General features: G+C 40.5%; 22 protein-coding genes. 5 read left to right on the top strand and 17 right to left on the bottom strand.

Annotated features, from left to right (window positions below):
- Positions 1–17: 17 nt before the first annotated feature.
- The 6 genes from AC6H3C_RS19275 to AC6H3C_RS19250 all read right to left on the bottom strand — a co-directional run bounded on the left by AC6H3C_RS19275 (position 18) and on the right by AC6H3C_RS19250 (position 6,592).
- Positions 18–1,160 carry a glycosyltransferase family 4 protein gene (locus AC6H3C_RS19275; RefSeq protein WP_497517147.1) on the bottom strand — a complete coding sequence of 381 codons (1,143 nt, stop codon included), beginning with the start codon at positions 1,158–1,160 and terminating at the stop codon, positions 18–20.
- On the bottom strand, positions 1,157–1,801 hold the full coding sequence (locus AC6H3C_RS19270; protein ID WP_497517146.1) for a PIG-L deacetylase family protein: 645 nt from the start codon (positions 1,799–1,801) through the stop codon (positions 1,157–1,159). The genes AC6H3C_RS19275 and AC6H3C_RS19270 overlap by 4 nt, the downstream gene beginning before the upstream one ends.
- A gap of 287 nt (positions 1,802–2,088) precedes the next feature.
- On the bottom strand, positions 2,089–3,906 hold the full coding sequence (locus AC6H3C_RS19265; RefSeq protein ID WP_497517145.1) for a hypothetical protein: 1,818 nt from the start codon (positions 3,904–3,906) through the stop codon (positions 2,089–2,091).
- 116 nt (positions 3,907–4,022) lie between these two features.
- Complete coding sequence (locus tag AC6H3C_RS19260; protein WP_497517144.1) at positions 4,023–4,946, bottom strand: MlaD family protein; 924 nt, start codon at positions 4,944–4,946, stop codon at positions 4,023–4,025.
- A gap of 3 nt (positions 4,947–4,949) precedes the next feature.
- A complete protein-coding gene (locus tag AC6H3C_RS19255; protein ID WP_497517143.1) occupies positions 4,950–5,729 on the bottom strand; it encodes an ABC transporter ATP-binding protein in 780 nt (259 codons plus the stop codon).
- A gap of 14 nt (positions 5,730–5,743) precedes the next feature.
- Positions 5,744–6,592, bottom strand: coding sequence for an MlaE family ABC transporter permease (locus tag AC6H3C_RS19250; RefSeq protein ID WP_497517142.1), 849 nt, complete (start codon positions 6,590–6,592; stop codon positions 5,744–5,746).
- A 251-nt stretch (positions 6,593–6,843) separates the two neighbouring features.
- Here AC6H3C_RS19250 and AC6H3C_RS19245 point away from each other — a divergent pair, with 251 nt between their 5' ends.
- Complete coding sequence (locus AC6H3C_RS19245) at positions 6,844–7,461, top strand: murein L,D-transpeptidase catalytic domain family protein (RefSeq protein ID WP_497517141.1); 618 nt, start codon at positions 6,844–6,846, stop codon at positions 7,459–7,461.
- Here AC6H3C_RS19245 and AC6H3C_RS19240 read toward each other — a convergent pair.
- The 4 genes from AC6H3C_RS19240 to AC6H3C_RS19225 all read right to left on the bottom strand — a co-directional run bounded on the left by AC6H3C_RS19240 (position 7,448) and on the right by AC6H3C_RS19225 (position 13,213).
- Positions 7,448–9,211, bottom strand: coding sequence for a L,D-transpeptidase family protein (locus AC6H3C_RS19240; protein ID WP_497517140.1), 1,764 nt, complete (start codon positions 9,209–9,211; stop codon positions 7,448–7,450). The two genes, AC6H3C_RS19245 and AC6H3C_RS19240, sit on opposite strands and share 14 nt — an antisense overlap.
- Positions 9,212–9,223: 12 nt before the next feature.
- Positions 9,224–9,673, bottom strand: a complete 450-nt coding sequence (locus tag AC6H3C_RS19235) for a hypothetical protein (protein WP_497517138.1) — start codon at positions 9,671–9,673, stop codon at positions 9,224–9,226.
- 98 nt (positions 9,674–9,771) lie between these two features.
- On the bottom strand, positions 9,772–10,335 hold the full coding sequence (locus AC6H3C_RS19230; RefSeq protein WP_497517137.1) for a PAS domain-containing protein: 564 nt from the start codon (positions 10,333–10,335) through the stop codon (positions 9,772–9,774).
- Positions 10,336–10,342: 7 nt separating this feature from the next.
- Positions 10,343–13,213 carry a chemotaxis protein CheB gene (locus AC6H3C_RS19225; RefSeq protein ID WP_497517136.1) on the bottom strand — a complete coding sequence of 957 codons (2,871 nt, stop codon included), beginning with the start codon at positions 13,211–13,213 and terminating at the stop codon, positions 10,343–10,345.
- A 451-nt stretch (positions 13,214–13,664) separates the two neighbouring features.
- Here AC6H3C_RS19225 and AC6H3C_RS19220 point away from each other — a divergent pair, with 451 nt between their 5' ends.
- Genes AC6H3C_RS19220 through AC6H3C_RS19210 form a run of 3 tightly spaced genes read left to right on the top strand, consistent with a single transcriptional unit; the run spans position 13,665 to position 15,282 of the window.
- Entirely contained in the window at positions 13,665–13,880 is a 216-nt protein-coding gene (locus tag AC6H3C_RS19220; RefSeq protein WP_497517135.1) for a hypothetical protein, read from the top strand.
- 20 nt (positions 13,881–13,900) lie between these two features.
- On the top strand, positions 13,901–14,572 hold the full coding sequence (locus AC6H3C_RS19215) for a YiaD family glycine zipper/OmpA-like lipoprotein (protein WP_497517134.1): 672 nt from the start codon (positions 13,901–13,903) through the stop codon (positions 14,570–14,572).
- Between the two features lie 29 nt (positions 14,573–14,601).
- On the top strand, positions 14,602–15,282 hold the full coding sequence (locus tag AC6H3C_RS19210; protein WP_497517133.1) for a porin family protein: 681 nt from the start codon (positions 14,602–14,604) through the stop codon (positions 15,280–15,282).
- A gap of 112 nt (positions 15,283–15,394) precedes the next feature.
- On the opposite strand, the gene AC6H3C_RS19205 is transcribed toward AC6H3C_RS19210, so the two are convergent.
- From AC6H3C_RS19205 to AC6H3C_RS19175, 7 genes are all read right to left on the bottom strand, one after another.
- Entirely contained in the window at positions 15,395–15,949 is a 555-nt protein-coding gene (locus AC6H3C_RS19205; protein ID WP_497517132.1) for a helix-turn-helix domain-containing protein, read from the bottom strand.
- Between the two features lie 286 nt (positions 15,950–16,235).
- Positions 16,236–17,333, bottom strand: coding sequence for an AI-2E family transporter (locus AC6H3C_RS19200; protein ID WP_497517130.1), 1,098 nt, complete (start codon positions 17,331–17,333; stop codon positions 16,236–16,238).
- 2 nt (positions 17,334–17,335) lie between these two features.
- The gene (locus tag AC6H3C_RS19195; protein WP_497517129.1) at positions 17,336–17,725 is read right to left on the bottom strand and encodes a hypothetical protein; all 390 of its coding nucleotides are present in this window, start codon (positions 17,723–17,725) and stop codon (positions 17,336–17,338) included.
- Positions 17,726–18,096: 371 nt separating this feature from the next.
- The gene (locus tag AC6H3C_RS19190; protein WP_497517128.1) at positions 18,097–18,519 is read right to left on the bottom strand and encodes a cupin domain-containing protein; all 423 of its coding nucleotides are present in this window, start codon (positions 18,517–18,519) and stop codon (positions 18,097–18,099) included.
- A gap of 22 nt (positions 18,520–18,541) precedes the next feature.
- Entirely contained in the window at positions 18,542–18,820 is a 279-nt protein-coding gene (locus AC6H3C_RS19185; RefSeq protein WP_497517127.1) for a YtxH domain-containing protein, read from the bottom strand.
- Positions 18,821–19,095: 275 nt separating this feature from the next.
- Positions 19,096–19,251, bottom strand: a complete 156-nt coding sequence (locus AC6H3C_RS19180) for a lmo0937 family membrane protein (protein WP_497517126.1) — start codon at positions 19,249–19,251, stop codon at positions 19,096–19,098.
- Positions 19,252–19,590: 339 nt separating this feature from the next.
- A complete protein-coding gene (locus AC6H3C_RS19175) occupies positions 19,591–20,883 on the bottom strand; it encodes a hybrid sensor histidine kinase/response regulator (protein WP_497517125.1) in 1,293 nt (430 codons plus the stop codon).
- Positions 20,884–21,029: 146 nt separating this feature from the next.
- Between AC6H3C_RS19175 and AC6H3C_RS19170 the strand changes: the two genes are divergently transcribed.
- Positions 21,030–22,427, top strand: coding sequence for an IS1380 family transposase (locus AC6H3C_RS19170; protein WP_497515887.1), 1,398 nt, complete (start codon positions 21,030–21,032; stop codon positions 22,425–22,427).
- The last annotated feature ends 91 nt before the right edge of the window (positions 22,428–22,518 follow it).

Raw genomic sequence — 22,518 nt, 5'->3', positions numbered from 1 at the left:
TTGTTCCATGAGTTATATCAATGTATTCCCAATCTCAGGTTGATGATTTGTACAAACCGTTTGGCAACTACACGGTAGTCGAAATTCTCAACAACCCTCTCCCTGCCTGCCTGACCCATTTTATCACGTAGGGCATCATCTTTCATAAGTTCTAACAAGTACTTTGCGATATCCTGTACATTAGCCCGGTAATCCACAGTTCTGGGTACTTTGAAAATCACTTTATGCTGATCTTCAAATCCTGATTCTTCGCCAATCATTACTTCGCCCACATCAATTTTACGCGCGACTTTTGCAAGAAGAGCTGTTTCTCTGTGAATCAATGTATCCAGCATCCCCATGGCTTTTAAACTTATAACCGGTTTTCCGCAGGCGCCGGCTTCCACCTGCGGCATTCCGAAACCTTCCAAACGGGAAGGCGCGGCATAAATATCACATGCGCCAATCAGGTAGGGCATAAAATTACGCGAAATGGTATTAGTGGCATATGTTACATTTTTTTCAATTCCCAAATCTGTAGCTAATTGCAGATCGGCCAGGTTTTGTGTTTTGGTTCGTGGCTGCGGCCATACTTTGCATACATATTTCCAGTCGGGCGCTTTTGTGTCGATTATGGCCAGTGCCTGCATCACCTCCTGAGCGCCTTTTGATGCGGCGTCACCTCCAACGGTGAGAATCATTAACTGATCGGGAGAAACACCCAACGCTTCACGCACAGCCGCAATTTTTGGGTCATTTTTGCCAAAAGGTTTAAATGAATCCGTATCGCAACCAACAGGTAACACCTCAATCTTGTCGCCGTTAATTCCATCGCGGACATACATTTCCTTTACCCAGTTTGATGTTACCAGAATCAGCGGCAGTGCATTTAACACCTCCTGGTAATTGGCGATATATCCATCGGCAACCAGCCAGGGAACCGGTTGCACACCATATCGCTGCGGGTGAAGCACCAGTTGTGGGGTGTGACCCCAGTAACCGACCCCAACAACAATGTCGGGTTCAAACCAACGGTAATACCATTCTTTTTCCTGTGCCGATTCAAAATGCACAGGGTGGGCGTCAATGCCCATAGCAACAAGTCCTTTGTATAATAAATCTCCCTGGGTAGCAAGTCCTCCGGGTGAGGGTGGGTAATCGTATAAAATCAATACTTTCATCTGTAAATTCCTCCGTTATTTAGCCATTTTTTTGCAAGAAACGGATTGGTAAACTGCCAGAATGCTTCATCCCGGGGAGTTGTTTGTACCTCCCAGCTTTCTTTTTCAAATCCGTAAGTTTCCCTCAGAATACGGTACTTCCGATGCCAGATCCGTTTGGTAAGTGGCCGGTAAATTGCCGCATTGATAATTGGCCGCGGATGGTATTCCCGATGACCGTCTTCGTAAGCAAAAGTCCGCAGTTCATCAGCACTTATTTTACGGTTGTTCCAGAGATTAATAACTGCCTTGCTTACTTCTTCGTGCCGGATATGACGGGTATATTCCCCGTTTGGATTATGGGAAATAATCAAATCGTAATGTCTTACAGGCAACAAATTTAAAATGGCTTGTTCAACCTTGTCTTCATCCAATGGAGCCTGATCGGGACCGTCATCCAGATCACCCATATTGCCTTCCGATTTCAACACCTTTAATGCTTTATAAAATTTTGATGCACGGTCGGTATCATTTCCCCGGCAAACCGAAACAATAAAACAATTCCAGGACGGATGGCTCAAAATTGTTCCTCCGGCCCATAATGTTTCATCGTCGGGGTGAGCAACAATTAGGGCAACGTTTTTTGGATTTGGTTCATCCATATCGATTTACTCTTTTATGATATCTCCTGTTGTGTTAAAAATCCCTAACCGTTTTATTGATTTCATTTCTAATTATTTTAATGTTTTTATGTAATCGTTATGATTGCCCAAAGAAGTACCGCTAAGCCAGGAATGGTGTAACGCGAATTTTTCAGGGCATTGTATTTATGAACCCCCTGAATCAGGTTCAGTTAGCAGAGATAAAATTACGCTCAATGAATACGGGAAATGTTACACAATTTCAAGTAAGAGTTACATCATTCTCACATAAAATACGACAATTGATTTCATCGGAATACAACAGGCGCCGGTTTCCCAATTTCAAAATCACGGAAGCCGAAATCGGTGGTTTGAAAAGAGTTCATTTTAAGAATATTATTCCCTTTACCGGGAATTGCCGGATAGAACGAAATGGATAATTGAAAAGCATTCATAACCAGGTTATCATTTTTTATTAAAACGCCCAATCCTATTTGCGAATACACTTTGCTTGCCTGGAAACCCTTTTTTGCATCGCCAAGCATACCCAACGAAACGTTTAAATAGGGGCCAAAATGAAACCCGATAAAATTCCACGGAGCGTAAAATTGTGTTTGCGATGTAAGCAACAAACGGCTGTTGCCCGACAAAACCGGGCTGTTAAAACCTCTCAGCCCATATTCGTTGTTAATTGTTAAACTGTCGTACGCAGTACGGTGGATGCCAATAATAATCTGCGGTTTAATAAACTGCCTGAATTTCCATTGTCCGATTTCAATCAATCCTGTAAAATAATTTAAGGCGGCCCTGAAAACACCCTGCTCAGCCTGCGCTGACCGGAGGAACGTACCAAATTCGATATTGGAACTCAGGTATCCCCACGTATAATAATTGCCCGAAGAAAGACGTGCTCCAACATAGAAGCGCCCAAGATTGTTTTTTTCCTGGTAACCGCCGGTCAGGCTGATAACTTTTCCAACCGGAACATCTTCTGTTATTCCAAACTTGAAAATATACTTGTCTTTTATATACAACCGTGTTGCTACGCCTATGCTGGAGAGGTAAAAATTCTCGTCGCTGTAAAACCGGAGCGTGTCAATCGTTTCAGGGGGCTTTTCGATAAAACGGATCCGGATAAAACGTGCGGCAGAAATGAACCTGGTTGTACGGCTATATTCCGAATTTCCCCTGAAAACAGGTATGGCGTTCCCCGCCCAGTAATCTTGTGCATTGTACTTAAAGCGCATAAAGTTGATTGACAGGATTGTATCTTTGTGAAGGTGTTGCGAAAAACTTATACCTGCCGCCCACTTCGCCAACGGGGAAAAAAACGGACGATCGACGGCAAAATTTTTAATAAAATTTCCGTATTCATCAGTACCATATTGCAACGTTGAATTAATATAGGTATTCCGAATATTCGGAATAAAGTATTTCATCCGATAAGCCATGTTGCCGGTTGAATGGTTCCAGATAATTCCATTTCGAAACTCGTGGCCCGTGCCAATGAAATTGTTTTCTCTCAGTTTAAAGGTTAGGCGCGAAGACGACCCGGAGCCTCCGGGGATAAGGCTCCAGCTATCCAGTTCGCGGATGAAAATATCAACAGAATCATTCGTTTCAGGCGCTGAAACTATATAAAACGATACATCGGTGATGTAATTCATGCTGCGTATCAAACGTTCAGATTCTTTTATGAGCAGCGAATCGAAGGGTTGATTTTTATGGATCAGTAAGAGGTTACGAATGGTGTTGTGATGGGTTTTAACATGAAATTTGTTTCCGGTGTTGGATAAATAGTTGAGCGATGCCGCAATCGTGTCGCCAATCGAATATCCAAACGGGTCGAGCGTTACAATATTGATTTGCCGGATGATTTTCCCTTCAAAAGAACCGTAAGGTTTCTGTATCAGTCTTTTATTCAGTATTTTTAGTGCGGGTGGTGGTGCTGCCGGTTTAAAAAAAAGCCGGAACATAAATTTGGTAAACTTGCTTTTTTCGGAATAGGTTTCGATGTTCTCGTAAAGATGGGTCGAATCTTTTTGAACTGTAATTTCCTGTGCAAATGCAAGATCATTTGTAGTCAGTAAAATAAACAACAATATTGCTACACTTTTTATCCACATTGTTCTCCTTTAAAAACGGTCTGGCGCAGGCACCCTGATTGCCATTTTACGTCTTCCGTTATGTTTTTATGTGAAATCACTTATCCGTTGCTTTTTCACTTATATTCTGCCGGTTCTCACATTTCTGCTTCCATTTTCTTTTTTTCCTCTTCTTTACTCTTCCGCTTAAAATATCCCCTGAAAAGGAAGTTGTGTTTGAGCGCTTCCATGTTTTCGTTCAGCCCTTTGCTGCTTTCTTTTAGGTTGATAATGGTTTCATCAATGTTTTTTACGATCGTTGTATCCTGAATCAACATTCCGATGGCTCCTTCGCCACTGTTTATTTTCATCATAATTTCACCAAGCTGGTGCGAGGCAACTTCAGTTTTTGAGGCAGTTTTTTGCAGGCTCTCCATAAAAGCAAACACATTTTCTTTGGTAAGATCTATCGTTTCATCCAGTCCTGCCGAACTTTTTTTGAAGTTTCCAATGGTCTGATTGATATTTTCTGCGATGGTTGAATCCTGGATTAATCTTCCGAGCGTACCCTTCCCGCTGTTGATATTCATCATTATTTCAGCAAGTTGAAGTGTAATAAGTTCAGCATTAACGGCTGTTGAATGCAGACTTATCATAATGGCGTCAGTCTCGATAGGCTCCTTTGATAAAATCTGCTGACCGTCATTTGCCATTGGCGCATCATTACTCCCCTGGGTGATGATTACCACCCGGTCGCCAATAATACCTTCGGACCCAATACCCGCATAACTGTCTGCCTTTATAAACTGCTGCACATCTTTTCTGACAAGCATATCAACCTGCACTGTTGAATCATTAATAATTTTAATGTTATCGACAATGCCAACGTCGATGCCCGAGAACCGGATATTATTTCCAATCTGAAGGCCGCTAACGTTGAAAAAGGTAGTTGTAATTTTAAACACGGGATTAAACAAATTCTGTTGTTTGCCGATAATAAAAATCGCAATAACAAAAATTGTTATTCCTCCTGCAATAAAAATTCCCAGCCGTGTCTTAAATCGTGGAGTATGATTTTCCATTTTTTATGTTTTTTGTTTGAAAAAAGACCGGATCAGCTCATCGGATGAATTTTCGAATTCATCGATATTCCCTTCCATGTAAACCTCGCCGTCATGCAACATGATAATTCTGTCGGCAGTGGCACGGGTACATTCAATATCGTGCGTGATGATGATGGATGATGTTTTGTATTTTTTTTGAACATCATTAATCAAAGCGCTTATTCCGTCAGAAGTTACCGGATCGAGTCCGGTGGTTGGCTCATCGTACAACATAATCATCGGATCGACGACAATGGTGCGCGCCAGGCTTGCCCGTTTACGCATTCCTCCCGAAAGCTCGGAGGGCATTTTGTGCAACGTGTCGGCCAAACCCACATTCTCCAAAACCTCCTCAATTTTTTGGTCCCTTTCCTTTTTCGTGAGTTTCTTTTTTATTCTGCGTAAAGGAAATTCAAGGTTTTGTTTAATGGTCATGGAATCATACAGCGCACCGCTCTGAAAAAGGAAACCAATTTTTTCCCTCAGCGCGGCAAGCCCCTTACTGTTTAATTCATTTACATTTTTACCCAGTACTGTAATTGTACCCTGGTCGGGGGTTAACAAACGGACAATGCATTTAATAAGAACCGATTTTCCTGAGCCTGATTTTCCGAGCACGACCAGGTTTTCGCCTTCAAAAAGCTTTAACGACAAGTTTTTTAATACTTGCAAATCGGCAAAACCTTTACTGAGGTTGTTAATTTCAATAACCAGATCGGATGTATTTACATTTCCCGGATTAACCGTTTCATTTTCAATCATATCTTATATTTTTATCATAAAAGCATATCGGTTATCTGAACAGCAATCAAGTCAACAATGATCACAAGCAGAGACGCAAGCACCACGGCCGAATTGGCCGCTTTGCCCACGCTTTCTGTTCCGCGCCCTGCGGAATACCCTTTGTAACAACCCACGAGCCCGATGACAGCGCCAAAAAAGAATGTCTTGATTACGGCAGGTAAAAGATCCATAAAATCAACCACCCTGAATGCCTGATTGAAAAACAAAACAAAAGTGACGCTTCCTTTAATATTTGCACCGGCCCAACTTCCCAGAATTCCAAGAGCATCGGCATATAAAACCAAAATGGGAATCATCAGCGTGGCAGCCAAAACCCTTGTGACCACCAGAAAACGCATGGGATGGGTGGAAGAAACTTCCATGGCATCAATTTGTTCCGATACTTTCATTGAACCCAGTTCGGCCCCCATGCCCGAGCCAATTTTTCCGGCACAGATTAATGCGGTAATCACCGGTCCCATTTCCCGGATGATTGATAATGCAACCATTCCCGGAAGCATAGATACCGCACCGAAATCGACCAAAACAGGCCGCGTTTGTATGGTTAGCACCAACCCGATTATAAGGCCGGTTATTGAAATAAGCGGCAACGTTTTGTATCCAATTTGAAAACACTGGCGCAGGAACTCGTTCAATTCAAAATCCAGAGAAAAAGTTTCTTTTACAGTTTGCCAAAGAAACAAAAAGAAATCGCCTAATCCTGAAAAGAAAACATTCGCTTCCTGCGTTTTCTCAATGGTTTTTTCGCTAAGCTTTATAACTTGCTTTTTTACATTGGGAAGTTTTTTAACCTTTTTTATTACAGGATCAATAATTTTCACTATAAAATGGTTGAATGTTAGATCACTTTACAAAGGTCGTCGGCATCAACCAATAATACATTACATAATTCCAACGAAGGTTTACATCATTCACACATTAAAAAACCGAAAAACATTGAATACCAATAAAAAACAATTACTTTTGGCCCATGCGGAAAAAGAAAATCGTTTTAGTTTTTTTGTTGTTGGTTCTGATTTCGGTAATAAGTGAGTGGAGTGTCGCGTCTTATAAGGACCATAATTCACCCCTGTTGATTGAAAAATTTAAACTAACAAATACCGGAGACTCTTCTGAACTTCCTGCTATAGATTTATTGCAGACCGCACTTTCCGGCTACGAATTACTCAAGGAAGAACAAACTATCCGTCGTCCGGAAGTGATGACTATTATTGATTACAGCCTGCCTTCAGACAAAGAGAGGCTTTGGGTACTCGACCTGGCGGAGGCAAAAGTTTTATACCATTGTCTTGTTTCGCATGGACGTAATTCGGGCGAAGTGATCGTCAATAATTTTTCCAACGATTCAGGCTCTTATGCCAGCAGCCCCGGGTTTTATACCACGGGCGAAACCTATTCAGGTAAAAACGGGTTTTCACTTCGGCTTGATGGAATGGAGAAAGGAATTAACGATAAAGCACGTGAACGGGCGATTGTGATACATGGCGCTGATTATGTTTCTTCAGAATTTATCAGGAAAAACGGAAGACTTGGCCGCAGTCACGGTTGCCCGGCTGTTCCTGAAGAATTGAGCAGGGAAATTATTGAAACCATCAAAGACGGCACATGCCTGTTTGTTTATGTACCCTCAGCAAGCTATCTGACAAAATCGCCGGTTATCAGCAGAATGGCCGCAGTTAAAAAGGGATAATCTTTATTTTTTCGGCTTCCGGTTTTTGATTTAAAGCATTCAACACGATTTCATCATGCCCGTAAATATCTTTTCTGAATTGAACACGGCCATTTCCGTCGGTCCATGCTGTCAGGTATAACAAAATCACATCAATTGGAGTTTTTAACCGGACCGTTTGTTCCTTTTTCTGCTGCATGGAGTTGTGGATTTGCGCTGAAGTCCACTCCGGTAAATCGTACAGTAAAAGTTCGGCCAGTTCAAATGGTTTTTCAATTCTGATGCAACCTGAACTCACCGCCCTGTCGTCGCGCGCAAAAGTTCCCTTGGTGGGAGTGTCGTGAATATAAATGTTGTTGCTGTTTGGAAACATAAATTTTACTTTCCCCAATGCATTGTCAGAGCCCGGAATTTGGCGCACCATATACGGAAAATTGTTTCTCGATATATTTTCCCAGTTAATTTCTTTGTAGAGAATTTCAGAACCGTCGGACCTTAGAATTTTCATATTTTTTTTAGTCAGATAGTCTGAACCTTTTTTTAATTCGGGAATCACATCATTTTTCAAAATGGTGGGGGGTACGGTCCATGACGGACTAAATACAATATAAGTCATTCGTGCATTAAAAACGGGGGTTTCCCGGTATTCTTTTCCAACAACAACGCGCATCGAAATCAGGGTATCAGCTCCATCGATCATCAAAAGCCTGTAATTGGCAATATTTACCATGATGTATTTCTCCGTTACTTTTAGTGGAAGCCACCTGAACCGTTCCATATTTACCTTCAATTGATTAATAAGCTTTAGCGGTTTGCTGTTTAAGGCGAGTAAGGTTCCTTTTCCAATAATACCATCGGCATTTAAACCCCAGTCTGCCTGAAATGATTTTAGGCGCTTTTCGAAATCAATATCATAGTTCACCGAAATGCTGTCGGATAACGGATACCTTAATTTTATCAGCCTTTTTCTGATTTCCGGGATGATTTGATTGGATTCGCCGGGCTTAACGATTGTATCCGTCAGAATTGCCGGCCAGGGTTCACCGGCGATACTGAGAAAAAATGCCAGGTTCTCTTTCATCAACCAATAAGCACGATATCTCGGGGCAAGCAGGTTTAGCGCGTTGGCAACGTCATTAAAAACCAGCGCTTCTTCCAGTTTTACATTAAACTGCAACTCCGGCGCTTTACGCTGTATCTTCCAACTCTTGCCTTCATTTTCTGAATCAACTCTGCCGTAATACAAATGCAGGCCTAAAAATAAAAACGCATCGGTAAGTAATACATCCAGTTTCATCATATCCTCCGGATCCATCGGCATAAAGGGTACTATTTTACCAATATATTTTTCAATCAAGCTTAGATGATAATCGTTGGGATGCAAACCATGCCGGTCAATCTGACGGATATAATCAAGCAATATAAATCCGTTTTTGCCCAAAGCGTTCGCATTAAATTGTACAGGAATATCAGATTCAATCCAGGCAGGAACATCAGTATTTGCCCTGACCAGAGTTTCAGGGTTAATCCAGGGTGGAGAATCAGATATTATCCATTCCGAAGTTTTTTTAGTTATCCATGCCGGGGTATAATTCCTTTTTGTATAAAACTGCTGCAGCATTTTACTGGAAAAAAGGGACTCCTGATCAACTACATAAGGCATATTTCCCGGTTTGTTGTTGATAAACCGGCTGATCGATTCAGTAAGTTCATTTGCATCCAATGCGAAGGTTGAAAGCAACATAAAAGCAACAAAGATTGTACGTTTCATCTGTCAGGTAGTTTATTTGTCAAACCTGTTCGTGGTGAGAATTTCTTCCGCACCTGGATAACGGACATTCCGGGTAAATTCGGTGGTGACAAAAAACCGGACCGGTTTAAATGATGAAACGGTTTCGAGCGATGCGCTGAGTTTTTTCGACATGAAACCGCTGGAACTATTCAACTGTCCTAAATTTTCGGCATTCCCACGTTCTGTCTCCATCCAAACAATATACATTTGCTTTGAAGACTGTAATCTTTCAACTTCCGCCAGATTTTCAATCTGCACCTTGATGGCGTAATTCTGGTTACCGTCTTTTTTAAGCGTTACAGTTCCGGTGGCCGCAGGTACGACCGATGAATTTAAAAAAGGGACAGTCGTATCGCATGAAGCGACAAAAAATATTATGGCCGCCAATAATATGGCGGAGAAGATTTTTTTTGTGAATTGATTTGAAATAAGTGCTTTCATCCTGATTCGTATTAAATGGTACTTCCCGGATTAAAGGTAATTCGTTATGACCCGGAAAACATTACACGATTCAGGACAAGAGTTACATCATTCACACATTATTCCTGATTCTTCAGTTTGAATTTTGAAATATCGATGACCGACAAAAGACATTTTTGTTCATCTTCGGTGACGACACCTTCCATGTACACCAAACACAACGGATTATTGTTGTACCCAAGCATTACTTCGCATGATTCCTTTGCATTCCGGGAGTAAACCTTTCTGAAAAAGTTATTAAAAACAGGCCTTGATGCTTCGGAGACAAATAGCTTAAAATTGCTGTTTATCAGAGAGAACCGTCTTTCCCTGAGCATGTCGGCTCCTGTGAAATTGAGGTCGCAAATAGATCCTTCCGGGTCGAGCGAAAAATACCCTACCGGAGCTAAATCGAACAACATGGTGTATTTCTTCAGCGCTGATTCCATTGTTTCATAAGCCTGACGCAACTCTTCGTTTTGCATTTCCAGTTCTATCTGGTGTACCTGCAGCTCATGAACAAGTTTTTTTGTATCGGTTTCCTTTTCCAATTGGGCCACATCTTTTTGTTGCTCTTTGAGTACTTCTTCAGCTTTTTTGCGCAACATCTGCGCATTTGTGAAATCAATTTCTTCGATGCTCATGGTTCTGTTATTTTAGTTTTGTTGTTGTTAAGATTATTCCTGATGGGATCTGCAGGTTGTTGTACATGACATGAACCGACCATTCAACATCTGTTTCTGTTGCTTTGCTATCAATAACTTTCATTTTAAATTTATCATTATCGTTCTGTTGCAGCATTTTAATCATCTCAAGTTCTGTTTTTTTTCTAAAAGGCTCAGGAACAAACAATTCCATAAATTTATGATTGGTAACATCCGCGCGTTTTTTGCCGAAGAATTTTTCAGCCACCGAATTAAACTCATTAATTATCAAATCGTTGTTTAACTTAATGACAATGTCGGGGAATGAATTTAGAAAAAGCTGGTTCAGCTTTTGCATTTCGTTTAATTCTTCAGCCACCTGTTTTAAATCGGAGATGTTGATAAAAGTAATGACGAGCCCGTCAATCCGGTCGTCGAACGTGCGGTAGGGCATAATCCGGATGGAAAACCACCTGCCGTCTTTGGTAGGAATTTGCTTTTCAATAAAAATCAACGTCCTTAACACTTCCAGGGCATCTTCTGCCAACTCCGGATAAATAAGTTGTGAAACCTGGTCGGTGAAAGGGCGGCCAATATCGCTTTTAATCAGTTTGAATATTTTGGTTGCCTGATTGGTATAACGGCGGATATTTAATTCCTTGTCGAGAAACAAGGTGGCAATGTCGGTGCTGTTCAGCAGGTTTTTCATGTCGTTGTTTACGCGCGAAAATTCATCCACCTTCGACTGTAATTCAGCGTTCACTGTCTGAAGCTCCTCGTTCAGGCTCTGCATTTCTTCTTTAGAAGTGGTTAATTCTTCATTGGTTGATTGAAGCTCCTCGTTGGTTGACTGCAATTCTTCGTTGGTTGATTTCAGCTCTTCCTGCGATGTTTGCATTTCTTCCATAATACTCTGGATCTCTCCCCGGGTATGCTGCAATTCTTCTTCCAATTCCGATTCCCGTTTGCTGCCCGATACACTTTTACCTTTCTGAGCAAGGTGTTTGGTTTCCGAAGTTTCAGGGACATCCGAAAAAATGATCATGATTTTGCCGTACAAAGGTTCCGGTTTACTGATCCACTGAATGTTGACGTTGATCAGAAGTGTCCCTCCATTTGTGCCGATTTTAACATGGTGTAATGTTACGGCTTCTTTTTTCACGACGGCTTTACGAAATGCAATGGCAAAATCGTTTTGAAAACCTGGCCGCAGCATAGCAAAGATATTCAGATTTGCTTTGCCCACCGCCGGTTCCAGATATTTACCGGTCCGTCCGCTAATATAAAGGATATCGCCACTTTCGTTTACCAGCACTCCGGCTGGCGAAAATTGGCTTAGCAGCAGTTGATCGGCAAGTGTTTGAATGTTCATAATGGGTTTATCAGGTAGCTTTGTTTCTATTTGACTTGTTTTGGGTCGCGAAAAAGAAGACGGGAAATCGAATAGTTCAGGATTCATAGGGGCCTCGGCACGTTTGTATATTTTCAAACTTGAATTTACTGCTGAAAAAAGATGTCCCTGCACCCCAAGTGTTTCTGAGTTGCCCAACAGTAATATACCATCGTTGGTCAGGCTGTAAAAGAACAGACCTATCAGTTCCCGTTGCAATTCGGGATCCATATAGATAAGCAGATTTCTGCACGAAATGATATCGATATTGGTAAATGGCGGGTGCATAATAATGTTGTGCTGGGCAAACACGACCATTTCCCTTATTTCTGTGTTGATACGAAAGCCGTCGTCTGTTTTGGTAAAAAAGCGGTTTAGCCTTGTTGGCGATACATCGGCGGCAATATTGTCCGAAAACAATCCTTTCCGGGCGGTATCGATGGCATCGTTATCGAGATCTGATGCAAAAATCTGTAATGAAATTCCCTCGTGGGGTTTTAATTTTTCAAGCGTTTCCTTAAATACGATCGCCAGCGAGTAGGCCTCTTCTCCGGTTGAACAGCCAGGTATCCAGGCCCTTAATGCGGAGTTGTGGCTCTGTTTTGCAATCAGGGACGGAACAACGGTTTCTTTCAGCTTTTCCCATACTTGTGCATCGCGAAAAAAATTGGTTACGCCAATCATCAGTTCTTTGAACAGGATATGTACTTCCTTGGGATTCTCCTGTAATAGATGGACGTAAGAATAAATCTCGTCAATTTTATGTACGCCCATTCTTCGTTCAATTCGGCGATAAATGGTATTTTTTTTATACAAGGAAAAGTCGTTGCCGGTATGTATCCTCAGAAGGATAATTATTTTTTCGAACGCACTTTTGTCCCTGATTTCGTTACTCAGGTTCGATTTTACAGCCGGTAAATGTTTCATAAATGACATGAGTTCCGAGGGTAATTTATCCGGCGGGGCAATCAGGTCAGCCAAGCCGGAGTCAATGGCACTCCGTGGCATACTGTCGAATTTGGCCGTGTCAGGTTCCTGCACCATCACGATTCCGTTATTCTCCTTGATCGCCCTTATTCCCACACTCCCGTCAGAGCCCATTCCGGAGAGAATTACACCAACAGCATCTTCTTTCTGATCGTCGGCCAGCGAACGAAGAAAAAAATCAATCGGAAGGCGCAGTCCACGGGCTTCGATGGGATCGAACAGGTGAAGCGCGCCTTTAAATACCGACATGCTTTTATTCGGGGGTATTACATAAACACAGTTTGGTTTAACTTTCATCAGGTCTTCTGCCTGATAAACCTTCATTTTGGAAATTCGCTGAAGCAGTTCGGGGAGCATCCCTTTTTGGGTTGGATCCAGGTGCTGAACAACGACAAACGCCATACCGCAGTTTTCAGGCGTATTACCCAGAAATTGTTCAAGAGCTTCCAAGCCGCCTGCTGAGGCGCCGATACCGACTATCGGGAAACTACTGCTCTTCATTTCATGAGTTTTTTCTTCATTTGAAATCGCCGGATCTGTGTTTTTTGTTTTCAACTGTTTGTATTTTAAGTAATCCCCGTCAGGTATCATATTTGTTCAACTCCTTCTTTTTCTGTGTCCGCGTGTTGAACCGATTTTAAAAACCAAGTAAATATAGTTAATCCACTTCATTTGAAATTAAAACAATTGCAGTGTTTACATCCAAAACAATTTGTGCTTTCTGATTTTTACTAGTTCATGAATGCGAAAATTAACAAACTAAGATAATTTGTGTATTATATAATTTTTCGAAAAAATTACATTATTCCCACTTTTTTGAAAAAAAGCACCGCCAATAATGTGTGAATGATGTAATTGTTATTGAGAATTATGTAATGTTTCACTAGTGGAATCGGCCTACCTTTATTCGAAATACAATCAACTGTAAAAGAACAGTTCAAAATACATTAAAATGCCAAATACCAATAATTTAAAAATGAGCTGGAAAAATGATTTGGGGCATGCAATTGGGGAGCAAGATGTTTTGAAACTCAGAAGTCAGCTCAGACAGATTCGGAATCCCCAAAATGAAAAAATCAGGAATGATGCGCTGAAGGAAAAAAAAAGGAAAAATGAAATATCCTTTTTGATTTATAAAAATAAGGCTTTGAATGAATACAAGTTTTAAACAATTAAATACGTCAAATTATGAATAAGTTACGAATGGGTTTACTCGTGGTGTTATGCTTAACTTTTATTTTTACGGGCTGTACTTCATGGAATAAAACACAGAAAGGGGCTGTTATTGGAACAGCAGCCGGCGGGACTGCCGGTGCAGTAATAGGTCGGGCTTCGGGAAATACTGCTCTTGGGGCCATAATTGGCGCTGCAGTTGGTGGCGCTTCCGGCGCTGTAATTGGGCGGCAGATGGATAAGCAAGCTGAGGAAATTAAAAAAACCGTGCCTGACGCAAAAGTGGAACGCGTGGGCGAAGGTATTGTGGTGGAATTTAGCAGCAGTGTTTTGTTTGGATTCGACCAGTCGAACCTTTCCAATGATGCGAAAATCAACCTGAACAAATTGGTAACGGTTCTGAACACGTATCCGGAAACCAATATTGAAGTACAGGGGCACACCGACAACAAGGGGAGTGAAGCCTATAACCAGACTTTGTCTGTACAGCGGGCTACCGCAGTCAGCCGTTATCTGACCAGTGCCGGCATTGCGACGAGCCGTTTAAGTATCAAAGGTTTTGGCGAAACATTACCCAAATACGAAAATGAAACAGCAGACGGACGTACCCAAAATCGCAGGGTCGAATTTTTGATCACGGCCAATGAAAAGATGAAGGCAGAAGCTGTGCAAGGCGCTCAAAATTAATAATACAAATTCACTTAAATATTTTTGATATGAGAACAAAACGAATTTCTTTGATTCTGATTTTCACGCTAACCGTGTTTTTGGCAGAAGCCCAAAGCGGAAGAGAGGGAAGAACATCATTTGCTATTCTGGGTGGGGCTAGTATGCAAAATCTGAACGGAAAAGACATGAATGGCGACAAACTTGAAAACGATATGATCATTGGTTATCATGCCGGGGTAAATATCCAGTTTCCTGTTTCCCCTGCGTTTTACGTTCAGCCTGGATTACTGTTCAGTACAAAAGGAGCAGAAAACAATGATGGACTGATTACCAATACATATAAACTTTCATACATCGAAATGCCGTTGAACTTTGTATATAAAGGCAAGGTGGGCAACGGCTATTTTATGCTTGGGTTCGGACCTTATGTGGCGTATGGAATTGGGGGAAAAGCCATTTACGAAGGAGGTTCGGTAACCGTTGAAACCGACATCGAATTCAAAAAAGAGGTGGAGGCCGGTGACCCGCTTACTACCGTATATATAAAACCGTTTGATGCCGGCGCCAACCTCTTCTTTGGTTACGAATTACAGGCCGGACTGTTTTTGCAACTGAATACTCAACTCGGCTTGCTCGATATCAACCCGAAGGACAACCGGATTACCGGTGATAATCAATCATCGCTTAAGAATACAGGTTACGGGCTTTCCCTTGGATTCCGGTTTTAGTTCTATATATTTCTGATTAAAAAAAGGCTGTCGTTATATTTTAACGATGGCCTTTAAAATTCAAATGAATTCTGCGTTGACTCCGTATGCAATCTGTTTATAAAATGAGCTTTTATGCTGGAGCGTTGGGAAGATGATTTCTTTGTTTTCTGAAATTGGAAGGAGTCATTCCGGTAAACTTTTTAAACTGGTTCGACAAATGAGCCGTACTGCTGTAGTTTAATTTAAACACCATGTCGTCGATACTGAGGTCGGTGTAAATAAGCAATTCTTTAATACGTTCTATTCGTTGTTCAATAATATATTTTTCAATGGTAATGCCCTGCGTCTTCGAAAAAGTATTGCTAAGGGAGGTGTAATTGAGATTGACTTTTTGACTAATAAAATCTGAATAGTTTGGTCTGGGAATGTCATCGGTATAATACACCAATTCATGGATAGCCGCTTTAATTTTTTCAACCAGCGAGTGCTTTTTATCTTTCAATAATTTCAACCCGGCATTTCTGAGGGCAATATCCAGGAACCTTAATTTCTTCTCGGATAAATTCTCACTTAATTCCACTTCACCCAATTCAACAGTTATGTTGTAAATGCCCAGTTTGTTAATTTCGTTCTGAACAAAAACTTTACAACGACTGGTTGCCATATTTTTAATTTTCAGAATCATTTAGGTGCGGTTTTAGTATTCTATACGATGACGGTACCTTTTTTTTGAATTAGATGCCAGTAATCCAATATAAAATTAAACCATTCGTATTTCTAAAAAGTTACACAATTCGTATGGAAATTTACATCATTCACACATGATCAAAAAAATACCGCACTTCATAAAGGAGTGCGGGGATGTAGCTTTTAATACCAGCAATAAAATTTTACTGATACAGAAGCTTATCTATTTCTTGAATATCGGGCGAAAGAATAACCTCAATTCACACTGGTGATGAAATCGTATTTCACTTCAGTTTCAATTTTTTGAGAATTGATTTAGTGCTTAGTGGGGACGGCATGGTATCTCCCAATAAAAATCCCCAGGGTTGTAACGGTTCGATATGATCAAAAATAAGCTTCGCAACCGCAGTTAGCGGAATGGCGATTAACATACCCGAAATACCCCACAGTGTGCCAAATGTAATCACAGCAATGATGGAAGCCAGGGCGTTGATTTTTACTTTTGAAGCAACTATTTTGGGTACGATATAGTTGTTGTCGATAAATTGGATGACGATATAAAGCGCCAAAACCAGCAAGGCAAACCAGGGAGATGGTTTGGTTACAACAGCGATTATCATTGGCATGGATGCCGCAATGATTGAACCGAGATAAGGAATCAGATTAAGAAGGGCGCCCAAAATACCAAGAATTAAAGCATATTCGATTCCCAATATTAAAAGACCAATGGTATATAAAAAAGAAATAATGATCACCTCAATAAGCAGTCCGATGAGGTAGCGCTGAATAAGAGTTTTTATCTGGTTTATTATTTCGCTTACCTTGTCTCTGTTGTTTTTCCCAAACAAACGGTGAAAAAATTCAATCAGGAGAGATTGGTAAAATAAAATCATAAAAACATAAACAGGAATCAGAAATAAAAATGCCAGGACGCCGCCAACATTAATAATTGTTCGTCCGATCTCAGCACCTCCAATGAGTTCATTTTTTGTTTTTGTTATCCATGCGGTGATTTCATTGGCGCTAATGTCGAAATAACCAGAAGCCCAGAAGATGATTTGGTTGAGTATTTCGGTAAACTTGTCAACCAGCGCCGGTAACGATTCAGTGAACCGGCTTGCCTGGGAGAACAAAAGCGCGCCAAATGAGGCAATAATCAAAAAAGTAAAAAACATCACTATAACGATGGCTACTATCCGGTGAATTTTCAACCTGACGATCAGGTTCACTACGGGATGGAGCACGATGGCAAAAATAGTTGCGAAAACAATTGGAATAATAACGCCCTGAGCAATATATAACGTGATAACAAAGGCGAGTATGCCTATAAAAACCAGTACCGTTTTTACGTAAAGAGGTATCATAAATTCTTTAACTGTCACGGTTAGTCGGATTTAATTTCCTTTTTGCTTTTACTGAAAATATCCTGGACGAATGACTTTAATGCATTTGGGGCATTAACAATCAGGTTTGTAACACCTAACTGTAAAATTAGACCCAAAAGTTTTCTGGATTTACTGTTTGAGCTGCCGATAAATATCGCTTTTTTTGAAAGATAACCTGCAACCAGACCAATAGCAACGTTAAAAATATTATTGAAAAGATCGGGCGAGGAGCCAATTTCTTTTATTGTACTTTTAATGAGATTAGCGGGTTTAAGGTACTCGTAGGCAAGGAAAAAATTTGCCCTCATCTCCTGAAAATGAACAGACTTTTTCGCTTCCAGCAATTCAATCGCTTCTTTAAGTTCAGCAGGGGTCGATATATTTTCCATGTCAGTTTATTTAAACATCTGTTTCACCAGATAATTGCAAATCTTTCGTTTAATCCACTTATGCATAAAAAAATGCATAACAAGCCCCACAATGGCATAAAATGCAGCAATCACAAAAAATCCGTAGAAATCATTTCCGATGATGTCACCAAGCCAAAGGGCCAGTCCTAAATTGAGAAAAAGCAGAAACAGAACTAAAATAAAAAAAACAACGGTATGTGGAATAAAACTGGAAACCACATCTGATGTTTTGTTTAAAGTTTTAAGCTTGAGTCCACTCTATTTCCGCTGCTCCGTACCTGAAGGTACTTTCGAGTAGCGATTCTATTAACTTCACGTTATCATCCATCGTATTTTTGCATTATCGTACTTCATTTTGTGAATTTTGACGTTGTACGCCTCAGGTTGCCGGGAATAAGTGTTAAAAGAAACATGGTTTTCCCCCCGGTTGTTAAACGGTAAGGTTTGTTTACCTGGATAATAAGAAATTCACCCTGACTTAAATTCAGCGATTCTTCGTGAGTATGAAAGCTTAATTCTCCCCAAATAACCTGAAGGATCATTTGCTCATCCGACTGGAATGAATTGATTTCTGTTCCCTTATCAAATGTCGTAAGCACAATCTGCTTGTCGGGATCGTTTAAAAGAACCATTGAATGCAAATCTCTTTTGAACAAAGCCGGTTTATGTTTCATTTTTTCAATCAGGGGCAGAAAATTGAAGGGGTGAAATGAATCCATAAATGACCTGTTAATTCCTCCGGATGATTTAGTTTTCAATGTTCCTTTAAACATATTCCCATTTTTTTAGACTTTTCTAACCTTCAACAGTTTTTGTTTTCTCTTCTGCGTCTTCGGGTTTACCCATTTTCTTTTCGGCATAGTCAGTAACATCGTCTTTCATTTTTTCAAATTTCTCGGTAATAACCTCAACGAAATCGTTGAATTTTTCTTTCAATGTTTCTGAATAGTCTTCACCCTTTTTCAAAATTCTTTTACGGGTTTTCGATCCTTTTGCAGGTGCAAATAAAATCCCTGCCAATGCGCCGACGGCTGCCCCGGCCAATACGCCCAACAAAACTTTTCCTGAACTCATACTATTAATTGTTTATATTGATTAAATAATTTACACATACAAAAGTCAACCATCGCAGCATCTCTGTTTTTGGCCGGGTTCAAATAACAATATTTTCCATTTTGAATTTGTTATTTGATTATATCCCCAGAATTCCAGGAAAAAATGTGGGTACTCTACCCACATTTTTATTACAAACCTAACCTAAACTAGACCATCAATAATATTGGACGTTTATTGATGTATAAAAAGCAGCGTATTTAAATTCCCGAAACATTTAAAGAAAAAAATTCGATTTATAATACCCTTCTCCCCTGAATAACCCTGACGATTATTGCAATAATTGCAATGATAAGCAGGATATGTATTATGCCTCCGGAATTGTACCCGATAAATCCGATTGCCCATCCGATAATCAGGAGTACAGCGATGATGTATAGCAAGTTTCCCATGATAATTTTTTAAATTATTATTTGTATTAATATTAATAGGTACAATTTTTTCATACGTTCATTTTTCGGTGTCAGAGAGTTTTTTATTAATTAAGCACCTGATTAATGGTCCATTCAATCGTTTTTATATCTTCATCTTTTTTCTGCACATTCAAATTACAGGGTACATTTATGTGAACCTTCCAAACCCTGACAGATACTTTTATCTTACTGAATCTGGTTATTTGTCGATGTAAAAGATTTTTGAATATCATTATTATCGTTTATTACCGAAGGTATTTCTCTTTATCCCCGAAACTGTTACAAAATTTCTCAAATAAATTACATCATTCACACATTTTATGATTTCGTCAATTCTGAAAAATAACTGTTTACCATCTTCCTTAAATCGACTCTGTCGATTGGTTTGGAAATATAGTTATTACATCCTGCAGCTATTGACTTCTCTCGGTCGCCAGCCAGTGCGTACCCGGTTTGTGCGATTATTACCACCTCATTATTAAACTTCCGGATGTTACGGGTGGTTTCATAGCCATCCATCTCCGGTATGTTTATATCCATCAGCACCAAATCGATGTCAGGATTTTTCCGGCAAATTTCAACCGCTTCAACTCCGGTTGTTGCTTTTAAAATCTTCCCTGAAAACCCTTCAATCATCTTATTGATAAGTATTTCCGAAGTTTCATCATCTTCAATAATTAAAATATTAAGTTTTCTGGTTCCATTTTTTGCCGATTGATCCGGTGGAGCAACCGGGGTAACTTGACCGGCTTGATTTACAGGATGGGCAGGTATGGTAAAAAAGAACGTGGATCCCGAAGTATTTGTATTCGTTTCGGCATTATTTTCGACCCAGATTCGTCCACCCAGCATTTCAACATACGCTTTTGAAATTGACAACCCCAGGCCGGCTCCTTCATGGTTACGGGTTAATGATTCATTGCCCCGTCTGAAGCGTTCAAAAATAATTTCTTTCTGTTCTTCCGGAATTCCGGGGCCGCTGTCCTTTATATAAAATTCGAGGAATCTGTCTTTTTTTAAATAACCCAATTCAACGAAGCCGGTTTGAGTAAATTTAATTGCATTTTTCACCAGGTTGGTGAGTACAGCATATACCTTTTCGCGGTCCGTCCTTATGAAAGCCTCATTTCGTTGCAGCGTATTTTTATATGAAATATGCAATTTCTTCTGTTTTGCCTCCAGCCTGAAAAAGTGATAAATGTATTCTACCTGTTCGTTTATATTTGTTTCTGAAACCGAAACTTCAATTTGGCGAGATTCTATTTTGGAAATGCTGATAATATCGTTTATGATATTGAGCATGCGGGTACCGCTTTTCTCAATAATGCCAATATAGGTTTGCTGCTCTTCTCCGTTTAACTTTACCGTTTTAAGCAGTTCGGTAAAACCCAGAATTCCATTCATCGGTGTTCTGATTTCGTGGCTCATGTTGGCCAGAAAAGCTGATTTCAATCTGTCGCCTTCTTCCGCTTTTTCTTTGGCTCTTATCAATTCGTTCTCGGCGTGTTTGCGATTTGTAATGTCAACCAGGGTCACCAAACATTTTTCGTCAATATGGCTGATTATGCCGTTGACGAGTATGTACTTTTCGGAATCGCCGGAGGTTACCAATTTCAGTTCGCAGGTTTCTTTTAATTTGTTTTTGAATATTTTTTTTCAGAAAACGATTATAGCCTGAATAATTCACAAAAACGAAGAAAAGCTCACGAAAATTAAAGATAAATTACTATCTTACAGCGTCTTACAACCGTATTTCCATGAGCTCTTCAGAAAATAAAATTACCGAAAAAACTCTGGACAAGCAAACAGACGTTGCAATTTGCCAGGGAAAACTCTTCGATTTACAACCAATTGACAATAAGCGTATTGAGGTAAGTTTTACTGCATCTGAGATTTCTTCAGATGGTGGTTTGCTGTTGGTCAAAGATATCGAGAGCCGGATTGGCATCATCAAGTCGCTGGTTACTTGTATTGAGGACACCCGGCATCAAAGCTATGTTGACCACTCTTTGGAAGAGATTGCTGCACAGCGGGTATATCAGATTGTTGCTGGATATGAAGATGCCAATGATTGCAATACCTTGCGCGATGACACGATCCTGAAAATGAGTGTTGGACGTTTGCCCATGACAGGGAATGCCTTGGCATCTCAATCAACTATGACCCGTTTTGAGAACACCCCAAGAGCCAGTGAACTGTACAACATCGCGTATGCCTTTGCCAATAAGTTTATTGAATCCTACCCTTCGGAACCTCCTGTGATTATTATCGATTGCGATGACACCAACATTGATACCCACGGGGGGCAGCAGTTAACCCTGTTCAATAACTATTACGGAGAGTATTGCTACATGCCCCTTCACATTTATGAAGGCTTGTCGGGAAAACTGATTACCACCATACTCAAACCAGGCAGGCGCAGCAAAAGTGCCAATGTTTTTGGGATACTCAAAAGGCTTGTTGCCCATTTGCGCAAATCGTGGAAAAATACGGTGATCATTGTTCGGGGCGACAGCCACTTTTGCAGCAAAGAGTTGATGGACTGGTGCGTTGGACAACCCAATATCCATTTTATAACTGGCTTGACCGGAAACAGCGTATTGAATTCGAGTGTTGAAACTCTTGTAAAGAGTTGCGAAAATGAATTTGCCAGATATGCCAAACCCATAAAGCGTTATCACTCATTTGGCTACAAAGCGGGTAGTTGGGAAAACCAGCAACGCGTGATTGTTAAAATCGAAGTGACAAGCAAAGGATCCAATATTCGTTTTATTGTAACCGACCTTTGGGAATACCGGACAAAGGCACTTTACGAACAAGGGTACTGCGGACGGGGCAGGATGGAACTCAATATCAAAGACCACAAAAACTACCTGCAATCAGGCCGGATGTCGTGCAATAGCTTTTATGCCAATCAGTTCAGGTTATTCTTGCATTCAGCCGCTTATGTGCTGATGCACTCGTTGCAGGAGAACATGCTAAAAACAAAGGGGTTGGCAGCTGTTACGATGAAGACATTACGTGAAAGGTTCATTAAAATTGCTGCCCAGGTTAGACAAATGAAGACAAAAATAAAAGTGGAATTTCCAGCTTCATGCCCGCAAGCCAAACTGCTTGAGAATTACTTCCTCGAAATCGGACAGTTGCGCCGTTAGCAACAACCCAACTATATTCAAAAATACATATTAATCAGGCACTTGCAAAGCACAAGATAAAATACCTATGTTCTGTGAAGAAAATACACAC

This window comes from Gaoshiqia sp. US2, assembly GCF_059705485.1.
The sequence above is the reverse complement of the archived record's forward strand: the minus strand, read 5'-3'. Positions and strand labels throughout refer to the sequence as shown.